Below are 23,664 nucleotides of genomic sequence, written 5' to 3'. Positions count from 1 at the left end.
AAGCACGGTCGAAACCGTGCTTTTTCTTTTTGGGTGTAGTGTTAGCGAGTTAAACGCCAATCCCGCTGTGGCGAAGCAGTGCATCCGGTGATGGCTCGCGGCCACGGAAGCGTTTGAACAGCTCCATTGGCTCTTCGCTGCCGCCTCGCTCAAGGATGTTCTCGAGGAATGACTGACCGGTTTGTGTGTTGAAGATACCGTCTTCCTCAAAGCGGCTGAACGCGTCTGAAGACAGTACTTCCGCCCACAGGTAGCTGTAGTAACCCGCACTGTAACCACCCGCAAAGATGTGGCTGAACGAGTGTGGGAATCGGTTCCAATCCGGAGAAGGCACAACTGCTACCTGACTCTTCACTTCTGCCAGCGTTTCCAGCACTTTCGCGCCTTCTTCTGCATCAAAGCGGGTAAACAGGGTGAAGTCGAACAGACCAAACTCTAATTGGCGTAACATACCCATGGCAGAGTTGTAGTTCTTCGCCGCCAGCATCTTATCCAGCATCTCTTTAGGCAACGGCTCACCAGTTTCATAGTGGCCGGAGATAAACGCCAACGCATCTTCTTCCCAGCACCAGTTTTCGAGGAACTGGCTTGGAAGCTCAACCGCATCCCAAGGCACACCGTTGATGCCAGATACCGACGACACATCAACCTTAGTCAGCATGTGATGAATGCCATGACCGAATTCATGGAACAAAGTCACCACTTCATCATGGGTAAACAGCGCTGGTTTATCACCGACTGGCTTGTTGAAGTTACAGGTTAGATAAGCCACTGGGCTTTGAAGCTCACCGGATTCGGTCACACGACGCACGCGGCATTCGTCCATCCATGCGCCGCCACGCTTATGCTCGCGGGCATAAAGGTCGAGGTAGAAGCTGCCCCGCAGCTCGCCTTTCGCATCGAAGATATCGTAGAAAGAGACAGACTCATGCCAAACATCCACATCGTCACGACGTTTAACATCCATCCCAAACACTCGCTTTAGCACTTCAAACAAACCTGCAACCACTTTGTCTTCAGGGAAGTACGGACGCAGCTCTTCATCAGAAATGCTGTATTGATGTTGCTTGAGTTTCTCAGCGTAGTAACCCACATCCCATGGCTCAAGCGTTTCAACGCCAAAGTTGTCTTTCGCGAATTGCTTGAGGGTATCGAATTCCTTCAAACCCTGTGGACGTGCTTTTTCCACCAGCTCATTCAGGAAGGTCAATACCTGATCGGTAGAGGCCGCCATTTTGGTTGCCAGCGAGAGTTCACTGTAAGTGGCAAAGCCCAGCAGACGGGAAATCTCACTTTTCAGCAATAGGGTTTCGTTGATGAGGTCGGTATTGTCCCACTTGCCAGCATTTGGACCTCGATCGGACGCTCGGGTGGTGTAAGCCTCGTACATTTCTGCGCGAAGCTCGCGGTTATCGCAGTACGTCATGACTGGCAGGTAAGACGGAATATCCAGCGTCAGCACATAACCTTCCAGCTCTTTGCTTTCAGCCATGGCCTGTGCAGCTGCCAGTGCAGACTCCGGCATCCCCGCAAGTTCACTGACATCTGTGATGTGCTTGGACCAGCCCATGGTGGCATCAAGCACATTGTTCGAGAAGGTCGAAGAAAGCTCAGACAGTCGCTTGCTGATCTCGCCAAAGCGGTGTTGTTCTTTTGGGGACAGCGCAATACCAGAAAGCTCGAAATCGCGCAGCGAGTCAGTAATGGTTTTTTGCTGTGCTGGCGTCAGTGACTGAAAATCATCATGCGCCTTGATAGCCTTGTACGCATCATAAAGTGGCTTGTGCTGACCGACCCAGGTCGAGTAGTCAGACAACAGTGGCAAACACGCTTCATAGGCTTCACGCAGCGCCTGGCTATTCACCACGGCATTCATATGGCCTATTGGTGACCAAATGCGACTTAGCCTGTCATCGCTCTCTGCCAGTGGGTCGCAAATAGTGTTCCAACTTGGATCCGTGTTGTTTTCCAGTACCGCTTCAATCGCAGCGCGGCAATCAGCAATCGCCTGCTCGACGGCAGGTTGCACGTGCTCCGGTTTGATTTCAGAAAAGGGAGGCAAATCAGTAAACGTTAGCAGCGGGTTGGACATTGTCAGTTCCTTTAATTTCTCAGACTCTGTATTTATGGCGTCAATCAGACGCGTTTTCAATGCTGAGGCTGCATCACACCTCCCAATAGGAGATAATGGTCTTCTATTTCTCATATTCACCGGATATAAACATGCTCAGTTACCGCCACAGCTTCCACGCTGGCAACCATGCGGATGTGCTCAAACACATAGTTCAAAGTCTTATCATTGAATCGCTTAAGCAAAAAGACAAAGCTTTCGTCTACCACGACACCCACAGTGGTACGGGTCGCTATGATTTATCTGACGAGCGCGCTGAGAAAACCGGTGAATACAAAGAAGGTATTGGACTGATTTGGGAAAGCGATGATGCACCTGAAGCAATCAAGCCTTACCTCGATACCATCCGCGCGCTGAATCAGGGTAACAAGTTGCGTTACTACCCAGGCTCACCGAGAGTCGGCCGAAGCCTCCTGCGTGAGCAAGACCGTGCTATTTTTACTGAACTTCATCCAAGTGATTTCCCTCTTCTGCTTCAGGAGTTCCGTGGTGATCGTCAGGTAAAAATGTACAAGGAAGACGGTTATGCGCGGTTAAAAGCCAGTCTGCCGCCAAAAGAGCGTCGTGGTGTGGTTCTGATTGACCCACCTTACGAGTTGAAGCACGAGTATCAAGACGTGGTGGAAGCGATTGATGAGAGCACGAGACGCTGGGCAACTGGCACCTATGCGATTTGGTATCCGGTGGTTTACCGCAAAAATATCGATCTCATTACTAAAGGTCTGGAAAAGCTCGGCATCCGAAAAATCCTGCAAATCGAACTGGGTGTAGCGGAAGACAGTGAAGAGCGCGGCATGACAGCGTCCGGCATGATTGTGATTAATCCGCCATGGACGCTGGAAGCACAGATGAAAGAAATTCTACCTTGGCTGCAAAGTAAAATTGCACCCGAGACAGGCCACCAATTTGTACAATGGGTAGTGTCTGAATAACATACGGATCTTGAAAGGTCTGATATTATCAGGGGATGCTAATACTTCCCCGCTCAACGGGATTTAAGAATAACCAAACGGAGAAACTCATGGCCAAGCATTTTGATTATATTTGTATCGGCGGCGGCAGTGGCGGTATCGCATCTGCAAACCGTGCGGCAATGTACGGTGCAAAAGTTGCGGTGATAGAAGCACGCCATCTTGGCGGCACTTGCGTAAACGTCGGCTGCGTTCCTAAAAAAGTGATGTGGCATGGTGCACAAGTCGCCGAAGCGATAAAAATGTATGGTCCCGATTACGGCTTTGATACAACGCTAAATCAATTTAACTGGGGCAAACTGGTTGAAAACCGTGAAGCCTACATTGGCCGCATCCACACCTCTTATGAAAACGTGTTGGGCAAGAACAAAATCGAAGTGATTGAAGGCTTCGGTAAGTTTGTTGACGCAAAGACCGTAGAAGTGAATGGTGAGCATTACACCGCAGACAATATCCTGATTGCTGTTGGCGGCTCACCAACCATCCCAAATATTCCAGGCGCAGAGTACGGCATCGATTCAAATGGCTTCTTTGATTTGAGCGAGCAGCCAAAGCGCGTTGCGGTTGTTGGTGCAGGTTACATCGCAGTCGAAATCGCCGGTGTATTAAATGCAATGGGCACTGATACTCATCTATTTGTGCGTAAAGAATCGCCGCTGCGCAGCTTCGACCCAATGATCATCGATACCATCGTTGAAGTAATGGAACAAGAAGGCCCAGCGCTTCACACCAACTCCATTCCAAAGGAAGTGGTCAAAGAGTCTGATGGCTCACTGACCCTGCATTTTGAAAGTGGCGAAACACACAACACTGATTTACTGATCTGGGCAATCGGCCGTCATCCAGTCACCGAGAAAATAAATCTGGCGGCAGCAGGTGTTGAAACCAATGACGGCGGTTACATCAAGGTGGATGAGTACCAGAATACCAGCGTACCAGGCATCTATTGTGTGGGCGATATTATGGAAGGCGGTGTCGAGCTCACGCCAGTCGCGGTTAAAGCCGGTCGCCAACTGTCAGAGCGCCTATTCAATGGTAAAGCCGATGCCAAAATGGATTATAACCTGATCCCAACCGTGGTCTTCAGTCACCCACCAATCGGTACTATCGGCCTCACTGAAGGCGAAGCTATAGCGCAGTATGGCGAAGAAAGTGTGAAGGTTTATAGCTCGAGCTTCACTGCGATGTATACCGCTGTGACTCAGCATCGCCAACCATCAAGAATGAAGTTGGTGTGCGCAGGTGAAAAAGAGACCGTCGTTGGATTGCATGCTATCGGTTTTGCCGTGGACGAAATGATCCAAGGCTTTGGCGTTGCGATGAAGATGGGCGCCACCAAAGCAGATTTCGACAGTGTTGTGGCGATCCACCCAACGGGTTCCGAGGAATTTGTTACTATGCGTTGATCGCAAACGCCTCAAAAGAGCCTCGCTGTTGCGGGGCTTTTTTTGTTACTCACACAACACATTCAGCGTCAGCGTATCTGATATCGCTAAGAACGACATATCCAGCTTGATATCGTAAACATGTCCATTGCCGAGCCAATAGGGATAGATATCTGGTAGTGCATCTGCGCCCTGTTGCTTTAATAATGCTTTTCTGATGCTTCGTGCCGTGACTAACGTCCGGCCTGCCTGACGACACGCATTATTGGCATCCTGATAGGTGGCACGCCACCAGTCTTGGCGATTAACGGTATAACGGGCATCCATTCCCTGTGGCTTTGGTGTCCATAGGCCTAACACTTGCTCATGTTGCCTTACAACACTGTTTTTTGAGGCTCGCGAGGAATGGTTTGATGGCTGTTTTTGCTTACTGGCTTTAAGCCCCACTTGACGGATAAATGCGTCGGCCGTTTCCGAATGAGTCCGAAGTTTATCTCTTGCATTAATCGCTTCACCAAACGACGCGAACGGGCCTGCTAAACAACGGTATTGGTCGCCTTCTTTACGATACAGTGCTCCATTGGCCACCTCTCCCTTTTCGGGCAGTTCAGCATAAATGCCGCACTGCACCCATAATGCACCTTTCTTGCTGGGTTTTCGACCCCATAGTCCGTCACCGATAGGGCAGCTTTCATCAACGATTTTGTAGCCTTCAGGCGATGTTGAGCCCAGGCAAAGCCCATTAATATTAGAAAGGGCAAACGCAGATGAACTGGGAAGAAGAATACTCAAAAGAAAGATATTCAGAATGGAGAACCTGCGGGAACGCATGAATGATAGCCTTTTACTGCCGTATAACGAAAACGTGTGCTTTCATGCCCATGTTACGAGGCGAACGCTTCGAGAAGGGATTTAGCGTCTGTTTCTACAGCAGGATTCACAACTCTGGGAGATTGGCGCTATTTCATGGAGTTAAGGTTCGCACAACACCAACAAAGCAGACTCAATGGTAAGGGGCATGGAGATACCCATAACCACGTCAAACGCACGCATCTCAGACACCCAATAAGGCAAGCGACTCGGGTAGGTGTTTTTCCAGTCGGACGTTGATGACAGAGCTTTCAGCTTAGCCTCTGACACCAACTGCATTCCATCTTGGTGACACACCTGATTCGCTTCTTTGAGCGTGGCGCGCCACCAAGTGTTTTGTTTGTCACTGTAGCGTGGTTCACCGATTTCCGGCATCGGGCTTTTCAGTTCACCAACATCGATGTAGCGTCGCAACTTTTGGGTGGGTTTTGCGATTTTCTGAGCAGCCGTTTTCTTCTTATGCTTATCAACTTGACTAACCTTGGCTACTTGTTCAGGAAGGGATACGTCACGAATAAACGCAGAAGCAAATACTTTCCGCTGCGTCATAACATCCTTGACGATTTCAGCTTCAGGGTAGCGCTCAAAGGGACCAACTAGACAGCGGTATTTATCATCTTCCTGTCGGAATACCAGTTTGTCCTGCATAAGCACGGCTTCGATTTCTTTTGCAAACCAAGGTTTAGGTAATTGGCTGACCACCCCGCATTGCACCCAAAACCTACCTTCGTTCTTGAGCGGTCGTTTTGACCAGAGCCCTGCACCAACCTGACAGCTTTGCTCTACGACTTGCCACCCCTGCCTTTCAACAGACGAGCATGCATCAGCGGCCTTAGCCTTTGCTGAAGACAAGGAAAGAACACCAAGCAATGAGATAGCTAAAATGCTGAAAAACCTTAAAAGCATTGCACCACATCCCGTCAGGAGTTTATGTAGTTCAGATAGTTAGCCTAGCGTGAAACGAGCGAAATAACGAATAAATTACAGAAAAGGCAGCGTGATGCTGCCTTTTCTCATTCCGTTAACCTTTGTAGATTTTCGGGTTGAAGACATCGCGCAACCAGTCACCTAGAAGGTTGATGACCAGCACTAACGCAACCAGCACAATACCTGGAAAGGCGGTGATCCACCAAGCACCCGAGAAGATGTAGGTGAAGCCGATACTGATCAGCGACCCCAGCGATGGTCTATCTACAGGCATCCCCAATCCAAGGAAGGAGAGCGCCGCTTCCGACATAATGGCATTAGCCACCTGTACCGTACAAATCACCAAAATTGGCGACAAGCAATTAGGTAGAATATGCCTGAACATGATGCGTGGCGCTTTAAAGCCCATGACTTGCGCCGCCTCAACATACTCTTTTTTCTTCTCAGCAAGCACTGATGCTCGAATGGTCCTGGCATATTGTGGCCACTCGGCGATACCAATAATGACTACCAGCATCAAAATGGCGTACTCACTGTAGAAATCGTTGCCAAAACTGGCTTTGAAAATCGCCGATACAATGATTGCCACCATCATGGTAGAGAAAGAAAGTTGCACATCAGCAATACGCATTAGGAAGCTATCGATACGGCCACCGAAGTAACCGGCACTCAAGCCAATCACAATGCCTAACAGCAACTGCAACGCAACTGCACCAAGGCCAATCATCAGAGAAATACGCAGGCCATAGAGAATGGTTGAGAGGATATCTCGTCCCTGGTTGTCCGTACCCAGCAAAAAGCGCTCATCTCCCAACTCCAGCCAATTAGGTGGAAGTTCAGAGTCCATAATATCGATGGATGCCAAGTCATAAGGATCGCTTGGCGCAATCAATGGCGCAAAAACTGCGGCCAGTACAAACGATAAAAATACGGCGAAGCTGAACATCGCCACTTTGTCGCGTTTGAAGAAGTAGAAAAAGTCTGATTCTAAAAATTGCTGCCAGCGCGAAGGCACCTTGGTATTCACATTGGTCATAATTATGCCCCCTTGCCTGTCAGGTTAACCGTTGGGTTAATCAGGCCGTACAACAAGTCCACTAGCGTATTAGTGACTACAAACAGCAAACCGACAAAAATGACATACGCGGTGATGAGCGGCGTGTCGACACGGTTAATGGCTTCGAGGAACAGAAAACCGGTACCTGGCCACTGGAATACTTTTTCCGTCAAAATGGTGTAGGCCACCATCGTACCTATTTGTACACCACCCACCGTCACGACCGGCAACATGGTATTTTTCAGAGCATGTTTGTACTGCACGGTTCTTTCCGGCAAGCCTTTAGCGCGGGCAAACTTCACGTATTCGGTGCTCAAAGCTTCAAGCATTTCAGAACGCACCAAGCGGATAAACAGCGGCAACATAATGGAAGACAGCGCGATACTTGGAAGAATAAGGTGTGAAAGCCCATCTAATGACAGGAAGCCTGTCTCCCACCCCAACACATTGACCGTATCACCGCGTCCAAACGAGGGCAGCCAGCCAAGCTCGATGGAGAAGACATACATCAGCATGATGGCAGTTAGAAACACAGGTATCGAGATACCGATGCTGCTTCCCGCCATGATGATTTTGGTAAAGACGCTGTTTGGGTGAATCGCGGAGTAAACACCCAACGGGATAGAGAAAACGACAATAATAATGGTGGCTCCGATCACCAGCTCTAAGGTGGCAACGAGTTTGTCGAGAATGACGTCAACCGCAGGTCGTTTAAAGAAATATGAGGTACCCAAATCACCTTGCAGCGCATTGCCGACAAAACGTGAGTACTTTTCGATGAAAGGGTCGTTCAATCCAAGCTCATCGCGTAGGGCTTGTCTTTCTGACTCTGATACAGACTGACCCACCATTTCACGCAACGGATCGCCAAGGTTATCCTGGATGGCAAATGCCACCAGACTGATCACAAACATCACTATCACCGCCTGAAACAGGCGCTTGACGAGAAAGGTAAACATTCCTAGCCCCTTCACTTTCCTTGAAGATTTTTGCTTTAAAATCTTTCAGTAGGGCTTTCCTTTCCTACTGAAAGAAACGGCCTGATCCATCCCATAGGTGGTCATAAAGGCCGTTTCCATTTTACGTTTTTTTATCCGCCGGATATGAGGAATACCCGGCGGAAAAGCGGTCGACGGTTTTACTTAACGACCAGATCACCGAAGTAAGGGAAGTTCATCCCGTTGATGATTGGACCAATTTCTACGTTTTCTTTCGCTGCCCAAGAAGGATCTTGCCAGTGCAGAGGAACGAACGCCGCATCGTTGTAGAGGATTTCCTCTACTTTCTTCAGCATCGCGTTACGCTTGGTCAGGTCAGTTTCTTTGTTCGCTTCATTAACCAGTTTGTCTACTTCAGCGTTGCTGTAGTGACCACAGTTGTACTGACCTTTACCAGTGTCAGCATTGCGGGTCATCGCCAGGAACTCGGTGAAGTTTGCGGAATCTTCCGTATCCGGGTGCCAGCCGATCATCATCATATCAGCTGCACACTTGTCGAACTCAGGCCAGTATTGCGCTTTTGGCATGGTTTTCAGGTCAACATCGATGCCGATTTTTGACAACATCGCCGCCGTAGCTTGTGCAATCTTGTCATCATTCACATAGCGGTTGTTTGGCGCCATCATGGTCAGTTTGAACCCATCACCATAGCCCGCTTCTTCCATCAACTGTTTCGCTTTTTTCAGATCGTAACGAGGTTTCAGATTCTCGTTGTAACCGGCATAGCCTGGAGGGCTCTGCTGAGCAGAAGCTGTCGCCGCGCCTTTCATGACTTTCTTCGCGATACCTTCGTTGTTTACCGCATAAACGATAGCCTGACGCACGCGTGCATCTTTCAGCGCTGGGTTGCTATTTTGGTTCATTTGGAAGGTGATGATGCGGGTACCTGGCATGGTGTAGAGATCCACACCTTTTGCGTTCTCGATGCGCTTGTAATCGTTCGGTGAAACCGGAGCAATCATATCAACATCGCCAGACAACATTGCAGCTACGCGGGTCGCATCTTCTTTGATTGGCACCAAAGTCAGGTTTTCAACGTTACCGCCAGAATCTTTGTCCCAGTAATCTGCAAAGCGTTCGAACTCAACTTTTACGCCCTGCTCGCGGGATTTAACAATAAAAGGACCTGTGCCAGAAAGATTGGTCGACGCGAAAGAGTTACCGTGCTTCACCACTTCCGCTTTGTCTTTACCATCAGCAGTGGTGCCCGTGTAGAACTTACTGTCCATCGGGAAAATGTAGGTCGCCACGTTTTCGATCAGCGGGTATGTACCATCGGTTTTGATTTCTACTGTGTAGTCATCCACTTTGGTCAAAGATACCAGCGGTGCAAAAATACCCTTGAAGTCAGGCGAAGACTTCAGGCGGTTAAATGTCCAAACTACGTCATCGGCCGTCATACCATTGCCGGAGTGGAACTTCACGCCTTTGCGCAGATTAAAGCGCATAGTTTCGTTATCAACACGCTCCCAAGACTCTGCAAGGCGTGGTTCAAATCCCATCGACTGGCTAAAGCGGACAAGTGGGTCAAAGACCATGTGGGATAATTGAAGGGTACCGCCAGAGAGCTGCTCATGGGGGTCAAGTGACACTGGGTCGGCTGCGTAAGCAACAGTAATATCTGCCGCAGAAACAGCAAAGCTCATGCCCGCCGCCATTATCGCGAGCGCGATTTTACTTTTGAAGGTTTTCATTGCATGACTCCTTATGCTGGGAACTAGGGCTCCCGTTATGTTGTGTATTGCAAATTGGAACCACCAACGAACACAACATTATCCTCTCGTCGATGGTAAAACTAATCTTTTACACCGAGATAGCACTCATACCTCTGAATTCAGGCATCAAAGAAATCAACTGCTTGCTGTATTCATGCTGAGGCGATTTGAATAACGCTTCCGTTTGCGCTACTTCAAGTAGAGTACCTTTTTGCATCACACCAATGCGGTCACACATTTGTCTTATCACCGGCAAATCGTGACTGATAAATAGCATGGTCAAGTTCAATTCCTGCTGCAGATCTTTCAAAAGATTCAGGATTTGCGCTTGTACCGATACGTCCAATGCTGATGTCGGCTCATCACAAATCAAAAGGCGTGGACGGGTTGCCAGTGCACGCGCAATAGAAATACGCTGGCGCTGACCACCTGAGAATTCATGGGGATATTTGATACCGCTTCCTCTGCCAAGACCGACGTGATCGAGCAGATCTCCGACAATTTGGCGGGTCTGGTTTTCATTAGCCAGTTTGTGAAAACGGATAGGCTCGGCGATGATGTCCTGCACTTTCATGCGCGGATTCATCGAGGAGTAAGGATTTTGGAATACCATCTGCATCTGACGACGCATCGGGCGACGCTGCGCTTCATTTTTCAAAGAGGTCAGATCGATGCCTTCAAACCACACTTTACCGGAGTTAGGTGGATAAAGACCGGCAATCACACGGGCAATGGTTGATTTGCCTGAGCCGGACTCGCCCACGAGACCAAATGTTTCGCCTTCATGGACTTCAAAACTGACATTATTAGACGCTTGTACGTATTCGCGGCGACCTTCGAAGAAAGAGTCCTTGGTAACAAAACGCAGATTCACGTTCTCGACTCTCAGCAAAGAGCCCGTATATTCGCGCTCGTCCTGACTTTGTCCCAGCCAATGAGTTTTTACATCCAGCGGCTTCATCTCTACCGCTTCTTCGATGTAACTCACGAGCGGAAAGCGATCAAGCTTGATGTCAGAGCGCGGAACAGCAGAAATCAGGCTGCGGCTATATGGATGTTCCGGGTTGTTAAGCACTTTGGCGGTTTCACCAAATTCCACCAAATCACCACGGTACATGACTGCGATTTTGTCAGTTACGTTGGAAACGACACCCATGTCGTGAGTCACTAACATACAACCCACGTTCTTCTCAACACATAGGGTACGGATGAGGTTTAAGATCTGATCCTGAATCGATACATCCAGCGCAGTGGTAGGCTCATCAGCAATAATGAGATCAGGCTCTCCCGCCAATGCAATAGCGATAACTACCCGCTGGCGCATACCACCCGAGAATTGGTGAGGATACTGTTTAATGCGATTGTGGGCTTCGGGGATACCCACTTGCTCCATCAGCGCCAAAGCACGCTGCTTGGCCTCTTCTTCACTGACGTTAAGATTAACGGTGATGGTTTCGACCAGTTGCTGCTCAACAGTGAAGAGCGGATTGAGTGACGTCATTGGATCTTGAAAGATAAATCCAATTCTTGCGCCGCGATAGCGACGAATTTGATCGGGAGCCAGCCTAGAGATTTTCTCGCCATCAAGGAATACTTCGCCACTGGCAACATGCCCGGGAGGACTCAACAAATCAATGACGGCATTGCCTACCGTCGACTTCCCTGCACCAGATTCGCCAACCACACCAACTATCTCTCCCCTTTCGATAGAAAAGGAGAGATCTTTCACTGCTGCAAACACACCATGACGAGATGGATACTCGATACGGAGGTTTTTCACTTCCAATAATGCCATTGACCAGACCCTTGGTACTGCACAATTCCGTGCCTGCCGGAAAACAATCCCTGTTTAACATCAACAAAACAGGCTAAATAAGCGCATTACAATCTGGCAAATGTTTTACTAGAAATCAACACGATGAAACTATTTGCCATAACAAGCGAATTTTCTCGAATAAATATTCATTAATATAAAATCATCAGACAAACATACATGTGAGAATTAGGCCTTACTTTACGTGTAGTTACCAAGCCAAAGGCAGTATTCCAATCAAGAGACTACAGAAGGCACCCAGATGGCTAGCTATGCAACCAGTAACAAAGAAAATGTAACAATTCACGCGTTTCAGAGATGAATCACGCTCACATTTAAATCAAGAGTGTGAAGGAAACCAAAAAAAGAGCCGCACTTCTGACCAGAATTTAAAGTTAGTTGACGCGAATAAGACCACTTAATGTCCTGAGAATGGAGACTCGCGCTTAAATGAAGCCCTCTTCCCCCACAAACATGAGCTAATAGAACTTTAATACTGATACGTTTACGTCTTAATAGATGTAGAGAAAATAGTACAGAATCGGAAAAGCCCGCCAGGGTGAGTGTGTTCTCTGAATACGGTCGATGAAGACGGTTTCGATGGGATTAGTATTCCAGCGGGGCTTCTTCAAAATGGTTCGACACTTCGACCCAACCATGGGTGGAACAACCCAAACATCAGATATGAAAAAGCCCGCTCGATTGAGCGGGCTCTCTGAATATGGTCGGTGAAGAGGGATTCGAACCCCCGACCCTCTGGTCCCAAACCAGATGCGCTACCAAACTGCGCTATTCACCGAATGGGGTGGCTGACGGGACTTGAACCCGCGACAACCGGAATCACAATCCGGGACTCTACCAACTGAGCTACAGCCACCACTGTTTTGTTTCACCAATTTTTTTCCGGGGTGGTATTCCCGACAATATGAGGGCGAGTAAAATCTCTACCTTTGTTTAAAACGACGAAAGCCCGCTTGATTTAGCGGGCTCTCTGAAAGTGGTCGGTGAAGAGGGATTCGAACCCCCGACCCTCTGGTCCCAAACCAGATGCGCTACCAAACTGCGCTATTCACCGAGTGGGGTGGCTGACGGGACTTGAACCCGCGACAACCGGAATCACAATCCGGGACTCTACCAACTGAGCTACAGCCACCACTGTTTTATTTCGCCAAATTTTCTTTTCCGGACTGGCGCACCCGACAGGATTCGAACCTGCGACCTTTGGCTCCGGAGGCCAACGCTCTATCCAGCTGAGCTACGGGCGCTTGCCCCTGTCGGCGGAGTCGCATATTACGGATATCGCCTCCTGCCGTCTAGCACTTTTTTTAATTTTTTTTTCGAACGGTTTATTTTTATCCGATCAGGCCAAAAACAGTGCAGGCAGGCGACATCATAACGGTTTCACGCAACAATCTAAAGCGCTATAATCACTTAATCTTTACACGGAGTTAACCTTATTTCGTCCATACTTCGTATTTAAGATTGTCACGATTGCTGAAAGGTCGACCCAGTTAGCCGATCCGACCTGACAATTGTGATAAAAATATCTAACCGCATAAAAAATGTCCGATGATTCGGAACCAAAAAGATATTGGGAGTGAAACAGTGAGCGCAAAGGGAATTTTTTTACGTCGTTTAGCAGTATCTGCTGTCACCGCTTTGTTTCTGATGGGCACAGCGCACGCTGCTGACATGTCAGAAGAAGCCATTGCAGAACGCATCGCACCAGTCGGTTCCGTTTACCTGGATGGCGAAGCGCCTGTTGAGACTGCTGCTGCACCAGCAGGCCCACGTACTGGCGATTCCGTTTACAACACCTACTGTATGGCATGTCACGCGACGGGTGCCGCGGGCGCACCAAAAGTTAGCGACCCAGCAGCTTGGGAACCACGTCTTGCACAAGGGCGTGACACGCTGAACAAGCACGCCATCGAAGGCTTCAACGGCATGCCTGCACGTGGAACCTGCATGGATTGTTCTGACGACGAGATCGTGGCTGCTATCGACCACATGCTGTCTCTGTAAAACATCCAGATTGTGTGAAAAAGCGGCTTTCAAGCCGCTTTTTTGATGCCTGTTTATCAGTCTGGAAGCAAGGACACTGAATTCCCCCGCTACATCCCCCATCATTCACGCGTGTTTTCCTCTTTCCTGTTCCTAAGATGACCGAATTTGAAAAAATGACCCAAGGCCTCGCCTATAATGGGTACGATGAGATGATCGATTTGATTCGCTCGAAAGCCTTCGAACTCCTTCAACGCTACAACGCTCTCCCGGTTGATCAGTCTTTCGATATTGCATCAGAGTTGTTTGGCAGTTTGGGTTATGACTCAATGGTGATACCGCCTTTCCACTGCGAGTTTGGCAAAACCATCCATATCGGTCCCAGTACCTTTATCAATATGGGTGCGATGATGCTGGATGGTGCGCCAATTACCATTGGCAGCAACGTGCTCATTGGACCTAACTGCCAGTTTTACACTGCCGGCCACTCAATGGATTACCGCAGTCGACGCAAATGGGAAACCTTCTGCAAGCCGATCGTGGTGGGTGATGATGTCTGGGTGGGTGGCAATACAGTAATTTGCCAGGGCGTGACCATTGGTGCTCGCTCAGTGATCGCAGCCAATTCAGTAGTCACCAAAGACATGCCGGAAGATTGTCTGATTGGTGGCACGCCAGCCAAAGTGATCCGTAAGCTGCACGAGAACGAATCGGCTGAAGAAGCTCTCGATGCATAAAAGAAAAGCCGGAGTTATCCGGCTTTTCTTTAGTCTTTTTTAAGCATTGCTCTGAGATTGGCGATTGCTGCCTGCCCTTTTGCCATCCGTTCTTCCTGTGTCTGTGGCTTTTTCTTTTCTTCCCATTCCACATCGTCGTATGGCAACTCTTCAAGGAAACGGCTCGGAAGAGGCTTTATCAACTCACCGTACTGACGACGCTCCTTACAAAGTGTAAAGGTCATCTCGCGTTGCGCGCGGGTAATGCCCACGTAGGCAAGACGGCGCTCTTCCTCAACATTGTCTTCATCAATACTCGACTGATGAGGCAGGAAACCTTCTTCCATCCCTACCAGATACACATATGGGAACTCGAGACCTTTAGAAGCATGCAGCGTCATCAACTGCACCTGATCAGCGTCATCATCGTCCTCGCCACGCTCCATCATGTCACGCAATGTCAGACGCTGAACCACTTCACGAAGCGTCTTCACTTCGTGGTCGTAGTTGTCACCTTCCAAGTCCGCCACAATCCAGCTGTAGAGATCGGAGACGTTCTTCATCCGCATCTCTGCTGCCTTAGGGCTGGCCGAGGTTTCATAGAGCCAGTCTTCGTAGTGCGAGTCACGCACTAATGAGCGCACTGCATCAACCGCATCGCCACGCTCAAACTGATCGGAAAGCTCGACAATCCAGCGGGTAAAACGTTGCAGAGATTCCAGACCACGACCATTCAGGTGCTCCTGAAGCCCTAATTCAAAACTCGCTGCAAACAAGCTCCTTCCACGCATGTTGGCGTAAGTTCCAAGCTTTTCGAGTGTCACTGGGCCAATTTCGCGACGTGGCGTATTCACAATGCGCAGAAATGCATTGTCGTCATCCTGATTGGTCAGCAAGCGAAGATACGCCATGATGTCTTTGATTTCTGCGCGCGCAAAGAATGAGGTGCCACCCGAGATCTTGTAAGGTATACGGTTTTGCATCAGCGCTTTTTCGAAAAGGCGCGACTGGTGATTACCACGGTACAAAATCGCATAATCTTTGTAGTCCGTGCGGTTCATAAATTTGTGCGCAATGATCTCACCGACCACACGTTCTGCTTCATGCTCTTCGTTGTTAGCTTTAAGTACTTTGAGCATTTCACCGTCTGGCAACGCGGAGAACAGCGTTTTCTCAAACACATGCGGGTTGTTGGCAATAAGGATATTCGCCGCACGCAGAATACGGCTGGTTGAACGGTAGTTTTGCTCCAGCTTGATGACTTTGAGGCTTAGAAAGTCCTGATTCAGCATCAAGAGGTTCTTTGGCTGCGCACCACGCCAGCTGTAGATAGACTGATCATCATCACCCACCACGGTAAAACGGGCTCGCTCACCCACCAGCAGTTTCACAAGCTGATATTGGCTGGTATTGGTGTCCTGATATTCGTCCACCAGCAGGTAACGGATTTTACTTTGCCAACGTTCCCGCACTTCCTGATTGGTTTTCAGCAGGATCACTGGCATCAGGATCAAATCATCAAAATCCAGCGCGTTGTAAGCCTTCATTTGCTTTTGGTACATGGCATAGCAATGGGCAAATAACTGGTCGCGCTCCCCCATTGCTGCAGATTCCGCTTGCTGCGGCGTCAGCATGTCATTCTTCCAGTTGGAGATGGTATGCAGCAGCTGGTTTAGCAAATCCTTATCGCCATCGAGTTCATCTTCAGTTAGCTCTTTTAAAAGTGCCATCTGATCCTGGTCATCAAACAACGAGAAGCCCGCTTTCAACCCCAGGCTTTTATATTCGCGACGGATGATGTTCAGGCCGAGGGTGTGGAAGGTAGAAACCATCAATCCCCGTGCTTCCTGGCGGCTCAACGTCTGACCGACACGCTCTTTCATTTCCCGCGCCGCTTTGTTGGTAAAGGTTACCGCAGCAATATGACGCGCTTTGTAGCCACACTGCTGAACCAGATAAGCAATTTTATTGGTGATCACACGTGTTTTACCGGAACCCGCACCAGCTAACACCAGGCAGGGCCCAGAGACATGGTGGACAGCGTCATTCTGAGCTGGATTAAGTTTCATGAGGTTCCTCTGTTCATTCACGCGACATCTAGCAGGTGCATTGTATACCCAAACAACCTGAATATGCAGGATTCAACTCGCCCGAAGGGAAGCCCTCAATGCGAGCGTCTTCAGGTCGTTTGGGTATAGACGGAATAACAGCGCAGTTCGTCTTTCATGGATTGAAAGGAAAGAGTTGGCAGCGTGTAACAAAATTAATACAATGAATGAACGTTCATTCACTGGAGCACTGTGTTATGTCTGATAAGAAAACACAGATCCTGGAAGCTACGGAACGATTACTGGCTAAACATGGCTTCGACCGCCTATCGATGCAAATGGTGGCCAAGGAAGCCGGCGTCGCCGCTGGCACCATTTATCGTTACTTTTCAGATAAAAACGACTTATTAAGCCAACTCCGAAATCATGTGGTTCAGCAATGTGCCACCAAGATGTTGGAAGGCCATGATGCGGATAAGCCGTTAAAACAACAATTCGTCACGCTTTGGCTAAATGCTTGGCACCTAACCATTCGCCGAGACGATAACGCAATCAATCGGGAACAATTTGACAGTCTGCCCTATCAGAGAAACGGTGAACAACGCCTATTAGATTTAAAAGCTTTTGGTCCTATCCACCAGTTTTTCGAATCAGGAATTGCAGACGGAACGTTTAAACCCCTCTCGACTTCAGTGCTTTCCGGCATTGGTATCGAGCCAGCTGTTTGCCTTGCACGCAAGCAGGTACGAGGGGTTATAGAACTAGATGAATCAGCAATCGAGGATACTATCAACGCTTGCTGGGATGCTATCTGCCTTCATAGATAATCGGAGCAATCTAAATGAAGAAATGGTTTGTAGTCATGTTAGTCGTGGCGGTTTTGCTATTCGGCACCGTGATTGGCTTTAACATGTTCAAGCAACAGAAAATTGCCGAATACATGGCAAACATGCCTGAGCCGGAATTCCCGGTCACCGCCGTGGAAATGGTTTCAGTCGATTGGATCCCTACCATTGAGGCAATTGGTTTTATCGAACCGAACCAGGGTGTTACCCTGACTACAGAAGTTAGCGGCGTCATTGAAAACATCAACTTTGAATCCGGTCAGGCCGTCAAACAAGGTGATGTCTTGCTGGCATTGGACTCAAAAGTAGAAGTCGCGAACCTAAAGAGTACCCAAGCTCGCTTGCCTGCTGCTGAAGCGAAGTTCAAGCGCTACCAAGGCCTGTTCCGTAAAGGCTCAATTTCTAAAGAAGCTCTGGATGAAGCCGAAGCGAATTTCCGTTCACTACAAGCTGATATTGAAAGTCTAAATGCGTCGATTGATCGCCGTACCATTGATGCACCATTTGATGGTGTCGTCGGTCTGCGCAACGTCTTCCTAGGTGAATACTTACAACCAGGCACAGAAATCGTACGTCTGGAAGACACGTCAATCATGCGTCTGCGCTTTACTGTGCCACAAACCGACATTGCGAAAATCAAGCTGGGTCAACAAATTGATATCTCGGTAGATGCCTACCCAGATACACCATTTACCGGCAAGATAAGCGCAATCGAGCCTGCAGTTAACTTTCAGAGTGGTCTAATCCAGGTACAAGCAGACATTCCAAACAACCACGGCCAACTGCGCTCAGGTATGTTTGCCCGTGCAAATATCATTCTGCCGACGTTTGAAGATCAAATCGTTGTCGATCAGACTGCCATCAACTTCACCCTCTACGGTGAGAACGTATATGTACTGCGTGAGGAAGACGGCGCAACCCGAGCCTATCAGCAAGTTGTGAAAGTCGGTGAGCGTAAAGATCACATCGCGCACGTGCTGGAAGGTCTGGAGCCAGGTGACAAAGTCGTGACTTCCGGTCAGGTGCGTCTTAGCAACGGTGCGAAAGTACGTGTTGTGGAAAGTGATGCCCTCAACCCACCGGCAGAGCTGCCACAACTTTAAGAGGCCGCTATGAAATTCACTGATATTTTCATCAAGCGTCCGGTACTGGCGGTGTCGATCAGTTTTCTGATCGCACTGCTTGGCCTGCAGTCGATGTTCAAGATGCAGGTGCGGGAATACCCGGACATGACCAATACGGTGGTCACCATCTCCACCAGTTACTATGGTGCGAGTGCTGACCTCATTCAGGGCTTTATTACTACGCCACTTGAGCAGGCCGTCGCACAGGCGGACAACATCGATTTCATGACCTCGGAATCGGTGCTGGGTAAATCGACCATTACGGCGTACATGAAGCTCAATACCGATCCAAATGCGGCGCTTGCTGACATTCTGGCGAAGGTGAACTCGGTACGTGCACAGCTGCCCGGCGAGTCAGAAGACCCGTCGGTGTCAATGTCGACCGGTTCGACTACCGCAGTAATGTACATCGGCTTTACGTCGGAAGAGCTCGATTCCAGCCAGATCACTGACTACTTGGAACGTGTAACCAAGCCTCAACTGTTTACCGTAAACGGTGTAGCAAGTATCGACTTGTACGGTGGTCTGAAGTACGCGCTGCGCGTGTGGCTGGATCCGGCGAAAATGGCGGCCTTCAACCTGACAGCAACGGATGTAATGGGCGTATTGAACGCCAACAACTTCCAGTCTGCGACCGGTCAGTCCATCGGTACTTACATGGTATACAACGGTTCGGCAAACACTCAGGTTTCTGACACCGAAGAGCTCAAACGACTGGTTGTTGCCACCCAGAAAGGTCAGGTCATTCGTCTGGGCGACATTGCGAAAGTGTCACTTGAGAAGAGTCATGACGTTTACCGTGCGACAGCAAACGGCTCAGAAGCTGTGGTTGCAGCCATTAACGCCGCACCAACCGCCAACCCAATAAACATCGCGGCAGATGTGCTTGAGAAGCTCCCAGAGCTTGAGCGCAACATGCCAAGCACCATCAAGATGAACGTACTTTATGACTCGACCGTTGCCATCAACGAATCGATTCACGAGGTAGTGAAAACCATCATCGAAGCAGCACTTATCGTACTGGTGGTGATCACCCTGTTCCTGGGCTCATTCCGTGCGGTACTCATCCCAATCATCACTATTCCGCTATCACTGATCGGTGTGGCCATGATGATGGAGCTGTTCGGATTCTCTCTGAACCTGATGACACTGCTGGCGATGGTACTGGCTATCGGTCTGGTGGTGGATGATGCCATCGTTGTTCTGGAGAACGTCGACCGACACATCAAGCTCGGGGAATCCCCATTCCGCGCCGCCATCATCGGTACTCGCGAAATTGCCGTGCCCGTCATTTCGATGACACTGACGCTGGCCGCGGTATATGCACCTATCGCGCTGATGGGGGGAATTACTGGCTCGCTGTTCAAAGAGTTCGCCCTGACGCTGGCTGGTGCGGTATTTGTCTCCGGTATTATCGCGCTGACCCTGTCGCCGATGATGTGTTCGAAGATGCTGAAAGCCAACGAGCAGCCAAGCAAGTTCGAAGCGAAAGTGCATCACTTCCTTGATCGCATGACCGAGGGCTATGCCCGCATGCTGGGCGGCGTGATGAAGGTTCGTCCTGTCATCATTACCTTCGCGGTGATCGTGTTTGTCAGCTTGCCACTGCTGTTCAAGTTCATTCCTAGTGAACTTGCACCCGCGGAAGATAAAGGCGTGCTGGTGATGATGGGTACAGCGCCATCGACAGCAAACTTAGATTACATCCAGAACACCATGGCGGAAGTTAACCAGAAACTGGCTGATCAGCCAGAAGTGGCCTTCTCGCAGGTATTCTCTGGTGTGCCAAAGTCCAATCAGGCATTTGGTATCGCCTCTTTGGTGCCTTGGAGTGAACGTGAAGCCAGCCAGGCAGACATCGTGAAGCGTATGACTGAGGAAGTGAAAGACATCCCGGGTATGGCGGTGACTGCCTTCCAGATGCCTGAACTTCCAGGTGCGTCTTCCGGTCTGCCTATCCAGTTCGTCATCACCACACCAAGCAACTTCGAGAGCCTGTTCCAGGTAGCGTCAGACGTACTGTCTGAGGTGAAGAGCAACTCTATGTTTGTTTATTCTGACATGGATTTGAACTTCGATTCGGCGACGATGAAAATCAACATCGACAAAGACAAAGCTGGCGCATACGGTGTGACCATGCAGGACATCGGTATCACCTTAGGCACCATGATGGCTGACGGTTACGTGAACCGTATCGATCTGGATGGCCGTTCCTATGAGGTTATCCCTCAGGTTGAGCGTAAGTACCGGCTGAACCCAGAGTCCATCAAAGGTTATTACGTACGTTCGGCGAACGGTGAAGCTGTGCCATTGGGCTCACTGATCACCATTGATGTGGTAGCCGAACCTCGCGCCCTGCCTCACTTCAACCAGCTGAACTCTGCAACCATAGGTGCCGTTGCAGCGCCAGGCGTTGCGATGGGCGATGCCATCAACTGGTTTGAGAATATCGCAGCAGAGAAACTTCCCCGCGGTTACCAACACGATTACCTCGGCGAAGCCCGTCAGTTCGTGACGGAAGGTAGCGCACTGGTAGGTACCTTTATGCTGGCACTGGCGGTGATCTTCCTGGTTCTGGCGATTCAGTTCGAATCGCTGCGTGATCCACTGGTGATTCTGGTCTCTGTACCACTGGCTATCTGTGGCGCATTGATTGCCCTCGCTTGGGGCGCAGCATCAATGAACATCTACTCTCAGGTAGGTCTCATCACGCTGATCGGTCTTATCACCAAGCACGGTATCCTTATCTGTGAGGTGGCAAAAGAAGAGCAGCTTCATCGTGGTATGAATAAGATGGAAGCCGTTATGGAGGCCGCGAAAGTGCGTCTGCGTCCAATCCTGATGACCACAGCAGCGATGATCGCAGGTCTTATCCCGCTGATGTACGCCACCGGTGCAGGTGCCGCACAGCGCTTCAGTATCGGTATCGTGATCGTTGCCGGTCTGGCGATTGGTACCCTGTTCACCCTGTTTGTACTACCGGTGATCTACACCTATCTGGCGAGCAAGCACGAGCCACTGCCAGAGTTTGAAGAAGATTTGGATGTTTCAGCGCAGGAAAAACCCGCGCACTGATATTCTTCCAATATCGTAAAGGGTCTCGATTGAGACCCTTTTCTTTTTTCAGCGTAATGAGTAGTAGTCTTTTGCGATAAGACACTTTCGACAAAAGGTCAGGTGTTGCTTAGAATAACGGCATCAAAATAAGGAGTAACGCATGTTCGACCCAAAAAAGTTGGAGCAAATTGCCAAGCAAATCCATGAGTCTATGCCGAAGCCGGTAAAAGACCTGGGTAATGATGTTGAGCAGAAGGTTCGTGAGGTGATCCAATCACAGCTGGCTAAACTGGATGTTGTCAGTCGCGAAGAGTTTGATGTTCAGACGCAGGTTTTGCTTCGTACCCGTCAAAAGCTGACTGAAATGGAACAGAAACTGGCTGAGTTTGAGCAGAAGCTTAACGAGAAGTCTGACGCTTAAACGCAAAACGAAAGACATAAAAAAACCCGGCTATTGCCGGGTTTTTCGTATTTATCTATTGCGGTGATTAGTCACCCACTGCAATGCGCTTCATGTCAGTCATGTAGCCACGCAGCTCCTGACCAATCCACTCTACTGGGTGGTTGCGCAGAGCTTCGTTCACGTCGATCAGCGTTTGGTTGTCAACGTGGTTGCCAGTTTCACCCAGCCCTTTACCAATCACGTCAGTACCAACCAGCGGCATGAACTTCTCACGCAGCAGCGGCGTTGCAACGTTAGCGAAGAGGTAGTTACCGTACTCTGCAGTATCAGAGATAACCACGTTCATTTCGTACAGACGCTTACGTGCGATGGTGTTTGCAATCAGTGGCAGCTCGTGCAGTGACTCGTAGTATGCAGACTCTTCGATAATGCCTGATGCAGTCATAGCTTCAAACGCCAGTTCAACACCCGCGCGAACCATCGCAACCATCAGGATACCGTTGTCGAAGTACTCTTGCTCAGAAATCTTCGCGTCAGTTTCTGGGTAGTTTTCAAATGCCGTTTCAGCAGTTTCTGCACGCCAGCCCAGCAGGTTCACGTCATCGTTCGCCCAGTCAGCCATCATGGTTGATGAGAAGTGACCAGAGATAATGTCGTCCATGTGCTTGTTGTACAGCGGGCGCATCAGGTCTTTCAGATCTTCAGATAGTTCGAATGCTTTTACTTTTGCCGGGTTAGACAGGCGATCCATCATGTGAGTGATACCGCCAAACTTCAGTGCTTCAGTGATAGTTTCCCAACCAAACTGCAGCAGTTTACCCGCGTAACCCGCATCGATACCGTCGGCAATCATCTTCTCGTAACAAACGATAGAGCCTGCCTGCAGCATGCCACACAGGATAGTTTGCTCACCCATCAGGTCAGATTTTACTTCCGCAACGAAAGAAGACTCTAAAACGCCTGCACGATGACCACCAGTTGCAGCTGCCCATGCTTTTGCAATCTCATGGCCTTCGCCTTTTGGATCGTTCTCTGGGTGAACTGCCATCAGTGTTGGAACACCGAAGCCACGCTTGTACTCTTCACGCACTTCAGTACCTGGGCACTTAGGAGCAACCATCACAACGGTCAGGTCACTACGAACCTGCATACCTTCTTCAACGATATTGAAACCGTGTGAGTAGCCCAGCGCAGCGCCTTCTTTCATCAGAGGCATCACAGCGTTAACAACTGCAGTGTGTTGTTTGTCTGGAGTCAGGTTAACGACCAGATCAGCCTGAGGGATCAGGTTTTCGTAGTTATCTACGTTGAAGCCGTTTTCTTTCGCGTTTTTGTAAGATTGGCGTTGCTCGTCAATCGCAGCCTGACGCAGAGCGTAAGACACGTCCAGACCCGAGTCGCGCATGTTAAGACCTTGGTTCAGGCCCTGTGCACCACAACCCACGATAACAACCTTCTTGCCTTTCAGGTAATCTGCTTCATTGGCGAATTCCGCTTTATCCATAAAACGGCAAACACCCAGCTGAGCTAATTGCTCACGCAAGTTCAAGGTATTGAAATAGTTAGACATGTCGAATACTCCGTGAAAAAATTTTGTCCT

General features: G+C 49.4%; 17 protein-coding genes and 5 tRNA genes. 8 read left to right on the top strand and 14 right to left on the bottom strand.

All coding sequences use genetic code 11. From position 1 onward, the window contains the following. Positions 1-49: 49 nt before the first annotated feature. Positions 50-2,092 carry an oligopeptidase A gene (gene prlC / locus VP504_RS11740; RefSeq protein ID WP_325891322.1) on the bottom strand — a complete coding sequence of 681 codons (2,043 nt, stop codon included), beginning with the start codon at positions 2,090-2,092 and terminating at the stop codon, positions 50-52. Positions 2,093-2,223: 131 nt separating this feature from the next. Between prlC and VP504_RS11735 the strand changes: the two genes are divergently transcribed. Both VP504_RS11735 and gorA read left to right on the top strand, forming a co-directional pair. Beyond that, positions 2,224-3,063, top strand: a complete 840-nt coding sequence (locus VP504_RS11735; RefSeq protein ID WP_325891321.1) for a 23S rRNA (adenine(2030)-N(6))-methyltransferase RlmJ — start codon at positions 2,224-2,226, stop codon at positions 3,061-3,063. A gap of 89 nt (positions 3,064-3,152) precedes the next feature. Further along, a complete protein-coding gene (gene gorA, locus VP504_RS11730) occupies positions 3,153-4,508 on the top strand; it encodes a glutathione-disulfide reductase (RefSeq protein ID WP_325891319.1) in 1,356 nt (451 codons plus the stop codon). Between the two features lie 45 nt (positions 4,509-4,553). Here gorA and VP504_RS11725 read toward each other — a convergent pair whose 3' ends face one another. The 11 genes from VP504_RS11725 to VP504_RS11675 all read right to left on the bottom strand — a co-directional run bounded on the left by VP504_RS11725 (position 4,554) and on the right by VP504_RS11675 (position 13,132). Then, on the bottom strand, positions 4,554-5,318 hold the full coding sequence (locus tag VP504_RS11725) for an SPOR domain-containing protein (RefSeq protein WP_325891318.1): 765 nt from the start codon (positions 5,316-5,318) through the stop codon (positions 4,554-4,556). 141 nt (positions 5,319-5,459) lie between these two features. Continuing rightward, positions 5,460-6,263: an SPOR domain-containing protein gene (locus VP504_RS11720; RefSeq protein ID WP_325891316.1), complete on the bottom strand. Its 804-nt coding sequence runs from the start codon at positions 6,261-6,263 to the stop codon at positions 5,460-5,462. Between the two features lie 115 nt (positions 6,264-6,378). Next, on the bottom strand, positions 6,379-7,320 hold the full coding sequence (locus VP504_RS11715; RefSeq protein ID WP_325891314.1) for an ABC transporter permease: 942 nt from the start codon (positions 7,318-7,320) through the stop codon (positions 6,379-6,381). Positions 7,321-7,322: 2 nt separating this feature from the next. After that, the gene (locus VP504_RS11710; protein ID WP_325891313.1) at positions 7,323-8,300 is read right to left on the bottom strand and encodes an ABC transporter permease; all 978 of its coding nucleotides are present in this window, start codon (positions 8,298-8,300) and stop codon (positions 7,323-7,325) included. Positions 8,301-8,479: 179 nt separating this feature from the next. Continuing rightward, complete coding sequence (locus VP504_RS11705; RefSeq protein ID WP_325891312.1) at positions 8,480-10,033, bottom strand: ABC transporter substrate-binding protein; 1,554 nt, start codon at positions 10,031-10,033, stop codon at positions 8,480-8,482. Positions 10,034-10,142: 109 nt separating this feature from the next. After that, positions 10,143-11,849 (bottom strand): ABC transporter ATP-binding protein, encoded by a 1,707-nt coding sequence (locus VP504_RS11700; RefSeq protein ID WP_325891310.1) that lies wholly within the window; start codon positions 11,847-11,849, stop codon positions 10,143-10,145. 740 nt (positions 11,850-12,589) lie between these two features. Beyond that, a tRNA-Pro gene (locus VP504_RS11695) sits at positions 12,590-12,666 on the bottom strand. A gap of 2 nt (positions 12,667-12,668) precedes the next feature. Next, positions 12,669-12,744: transfer RNA gene (locus VP504_RS11690), tRNA-His, on the bottom strand. 121 nt (positions 12,745-12,865) lie between these two features. Next, positions 12,866-12,942, bottom strand: a tRNA-Pro gene (locus VP504_RS11685). 2 nt (positions 12,943-12,944) lie between these two features. Beyond that, positions 12,945-13,020 (bottom strand) — tRNA-His (locus tag VP504_RS11680). Positions 13,021-13,055: 35 nt separating this feature from the next. Beyond that, positions 13,056-13,132, bottom strand: a tRNA-Arg gene (locus VP504_RS11675). Between the two features lie 340 nt (positions 13,133-13,472). Between VP504_RS11675 and VP504_RS11670 the strand changes: the two genes are divergently transcribed. Both VP504_RS11670 and VP504_RS11665 read left to right on the top strand, forming a co-directional pair. Then, a complete protein-coding gene (locus VP504_RS11670) occupies positions 13,473-13,892 on the top strand; it encodes a c-type cytochrome (RefSeq protein ID WP_325891309.1) in 420 nt (139 codons plus the stop codon). Positions 13,893-14,029: 137 nt separating this feature from the next. Beyond that, entirely contained in the window at positions 14,030-14,608 is a 579-nt protein-coding gene (locus tag VP504_RS11665) for a sugar O-acetyltransferase (RefSeq protein WP_325891308.1), read from the top strand. A gap of 29 nt (positions 14,609-14,637) precedes the next feature. Here the strand turns inward: VP504_RS11665 and rep are convergent, their stop codons facing one another. Then, positions 14,638-16,656 carry a DNA helicase Rep gene (rep, locus tag VP504_RS11660; RefSeq protein WP_325891307.1) on the bottom strand — a complete coding sequence of 673 codons (2,019 nt, stop codon included), beginning with the start codon at positions 16,654-16,656 and terminating at the stop codon, positions 14,638-14,640. A gap of 236 nt (positions 16,657-16,892) precedes the next feature. Here rep and VP504_RS11655 point away from each other — a divergent pair, with 236 nt between their 5' ends. From VP504_RS11655 to ubiK, 4 genes are all read left to right on the top strand, one after another. After that, positions 16,893-17,462: a TetR/AcrR family transcriptional regulator gene (locus tag VP504_RS11655; protein WP_325891306.1), complete on the top strand. Its 570-nt coding sequence runs from the start codon at positions 16,893-16,895 to the stop codon at positions 17,460-17,462. 14 nt (positions 17,463-17,476) lie between these two features. Next, positions 17,477-18,583, top strand: coding sequence for an efflux RND transporter periplasmic adaptor subunit (locus VP504_RS11650; protein WP_325891305.1), 1,107 nt, complete (start codon positions 17,477-17,479; stop codon positions 18,581-18,583). A 9-nt stretch (positions 18,584-18,592) separates the two neighbouring features. After that, positions 18,593-21,679 (top strand): multidrug efflux RND transporter permease subunit, encoded by a 3,087-nt coding sequence (locus VP504_RS11645; RefSeq protein WP_325891304.1) that lies wholly within the window; start codon positions 18,593-18,595, stop codon positions 21,677-21,679. A 142-nt stretch (positions 21,680-21,821) separates the two neighbouring features. Next, a complete protein-coding gene (gene ubiK / locus VP504_RS11640) occupies positions 21,822-22,082 on the top strand; it encodes a ubiquinone biosynthesis accessory factor UbiK (protein WP_002535501.1) in 261 nt (86 codons plus the stop codon). Between the two features lie 67 nt (positions 22,083-22,149). Here ubiK and ilvC read toward each other — a convergent pair whose 3' ends face one another. Next, a complete protein-coding gene (gene ilvC / locus VP504_RS11635; protein ID WP_325891303.1) occupies positions 22,150-23,634 on the bottom strand; it encodes a ketol-acid reductoisomerase in 1,485 nt (494 codons plus the stop codon). Positions 23,635-23,664 lie beyond the last annotated feature (30 nt).

Source organism: Grimontia sp. NTOU-MAR1 (genome assembly GCF_035758505.1).
In the GTDB taxonomy this organism is placed as follows: Bacteria; Pseudomonadota; Gammaproteobacteria; order Enterobacterales; family Vibrionaceae; genus Enterovibrio; species Enterovibrio marinus.
The sequence above is the reverse complement of the archived record's forward strand: the minus strand, read 5'-3'. Positions and strand labels throughout refer to the sequence as shown.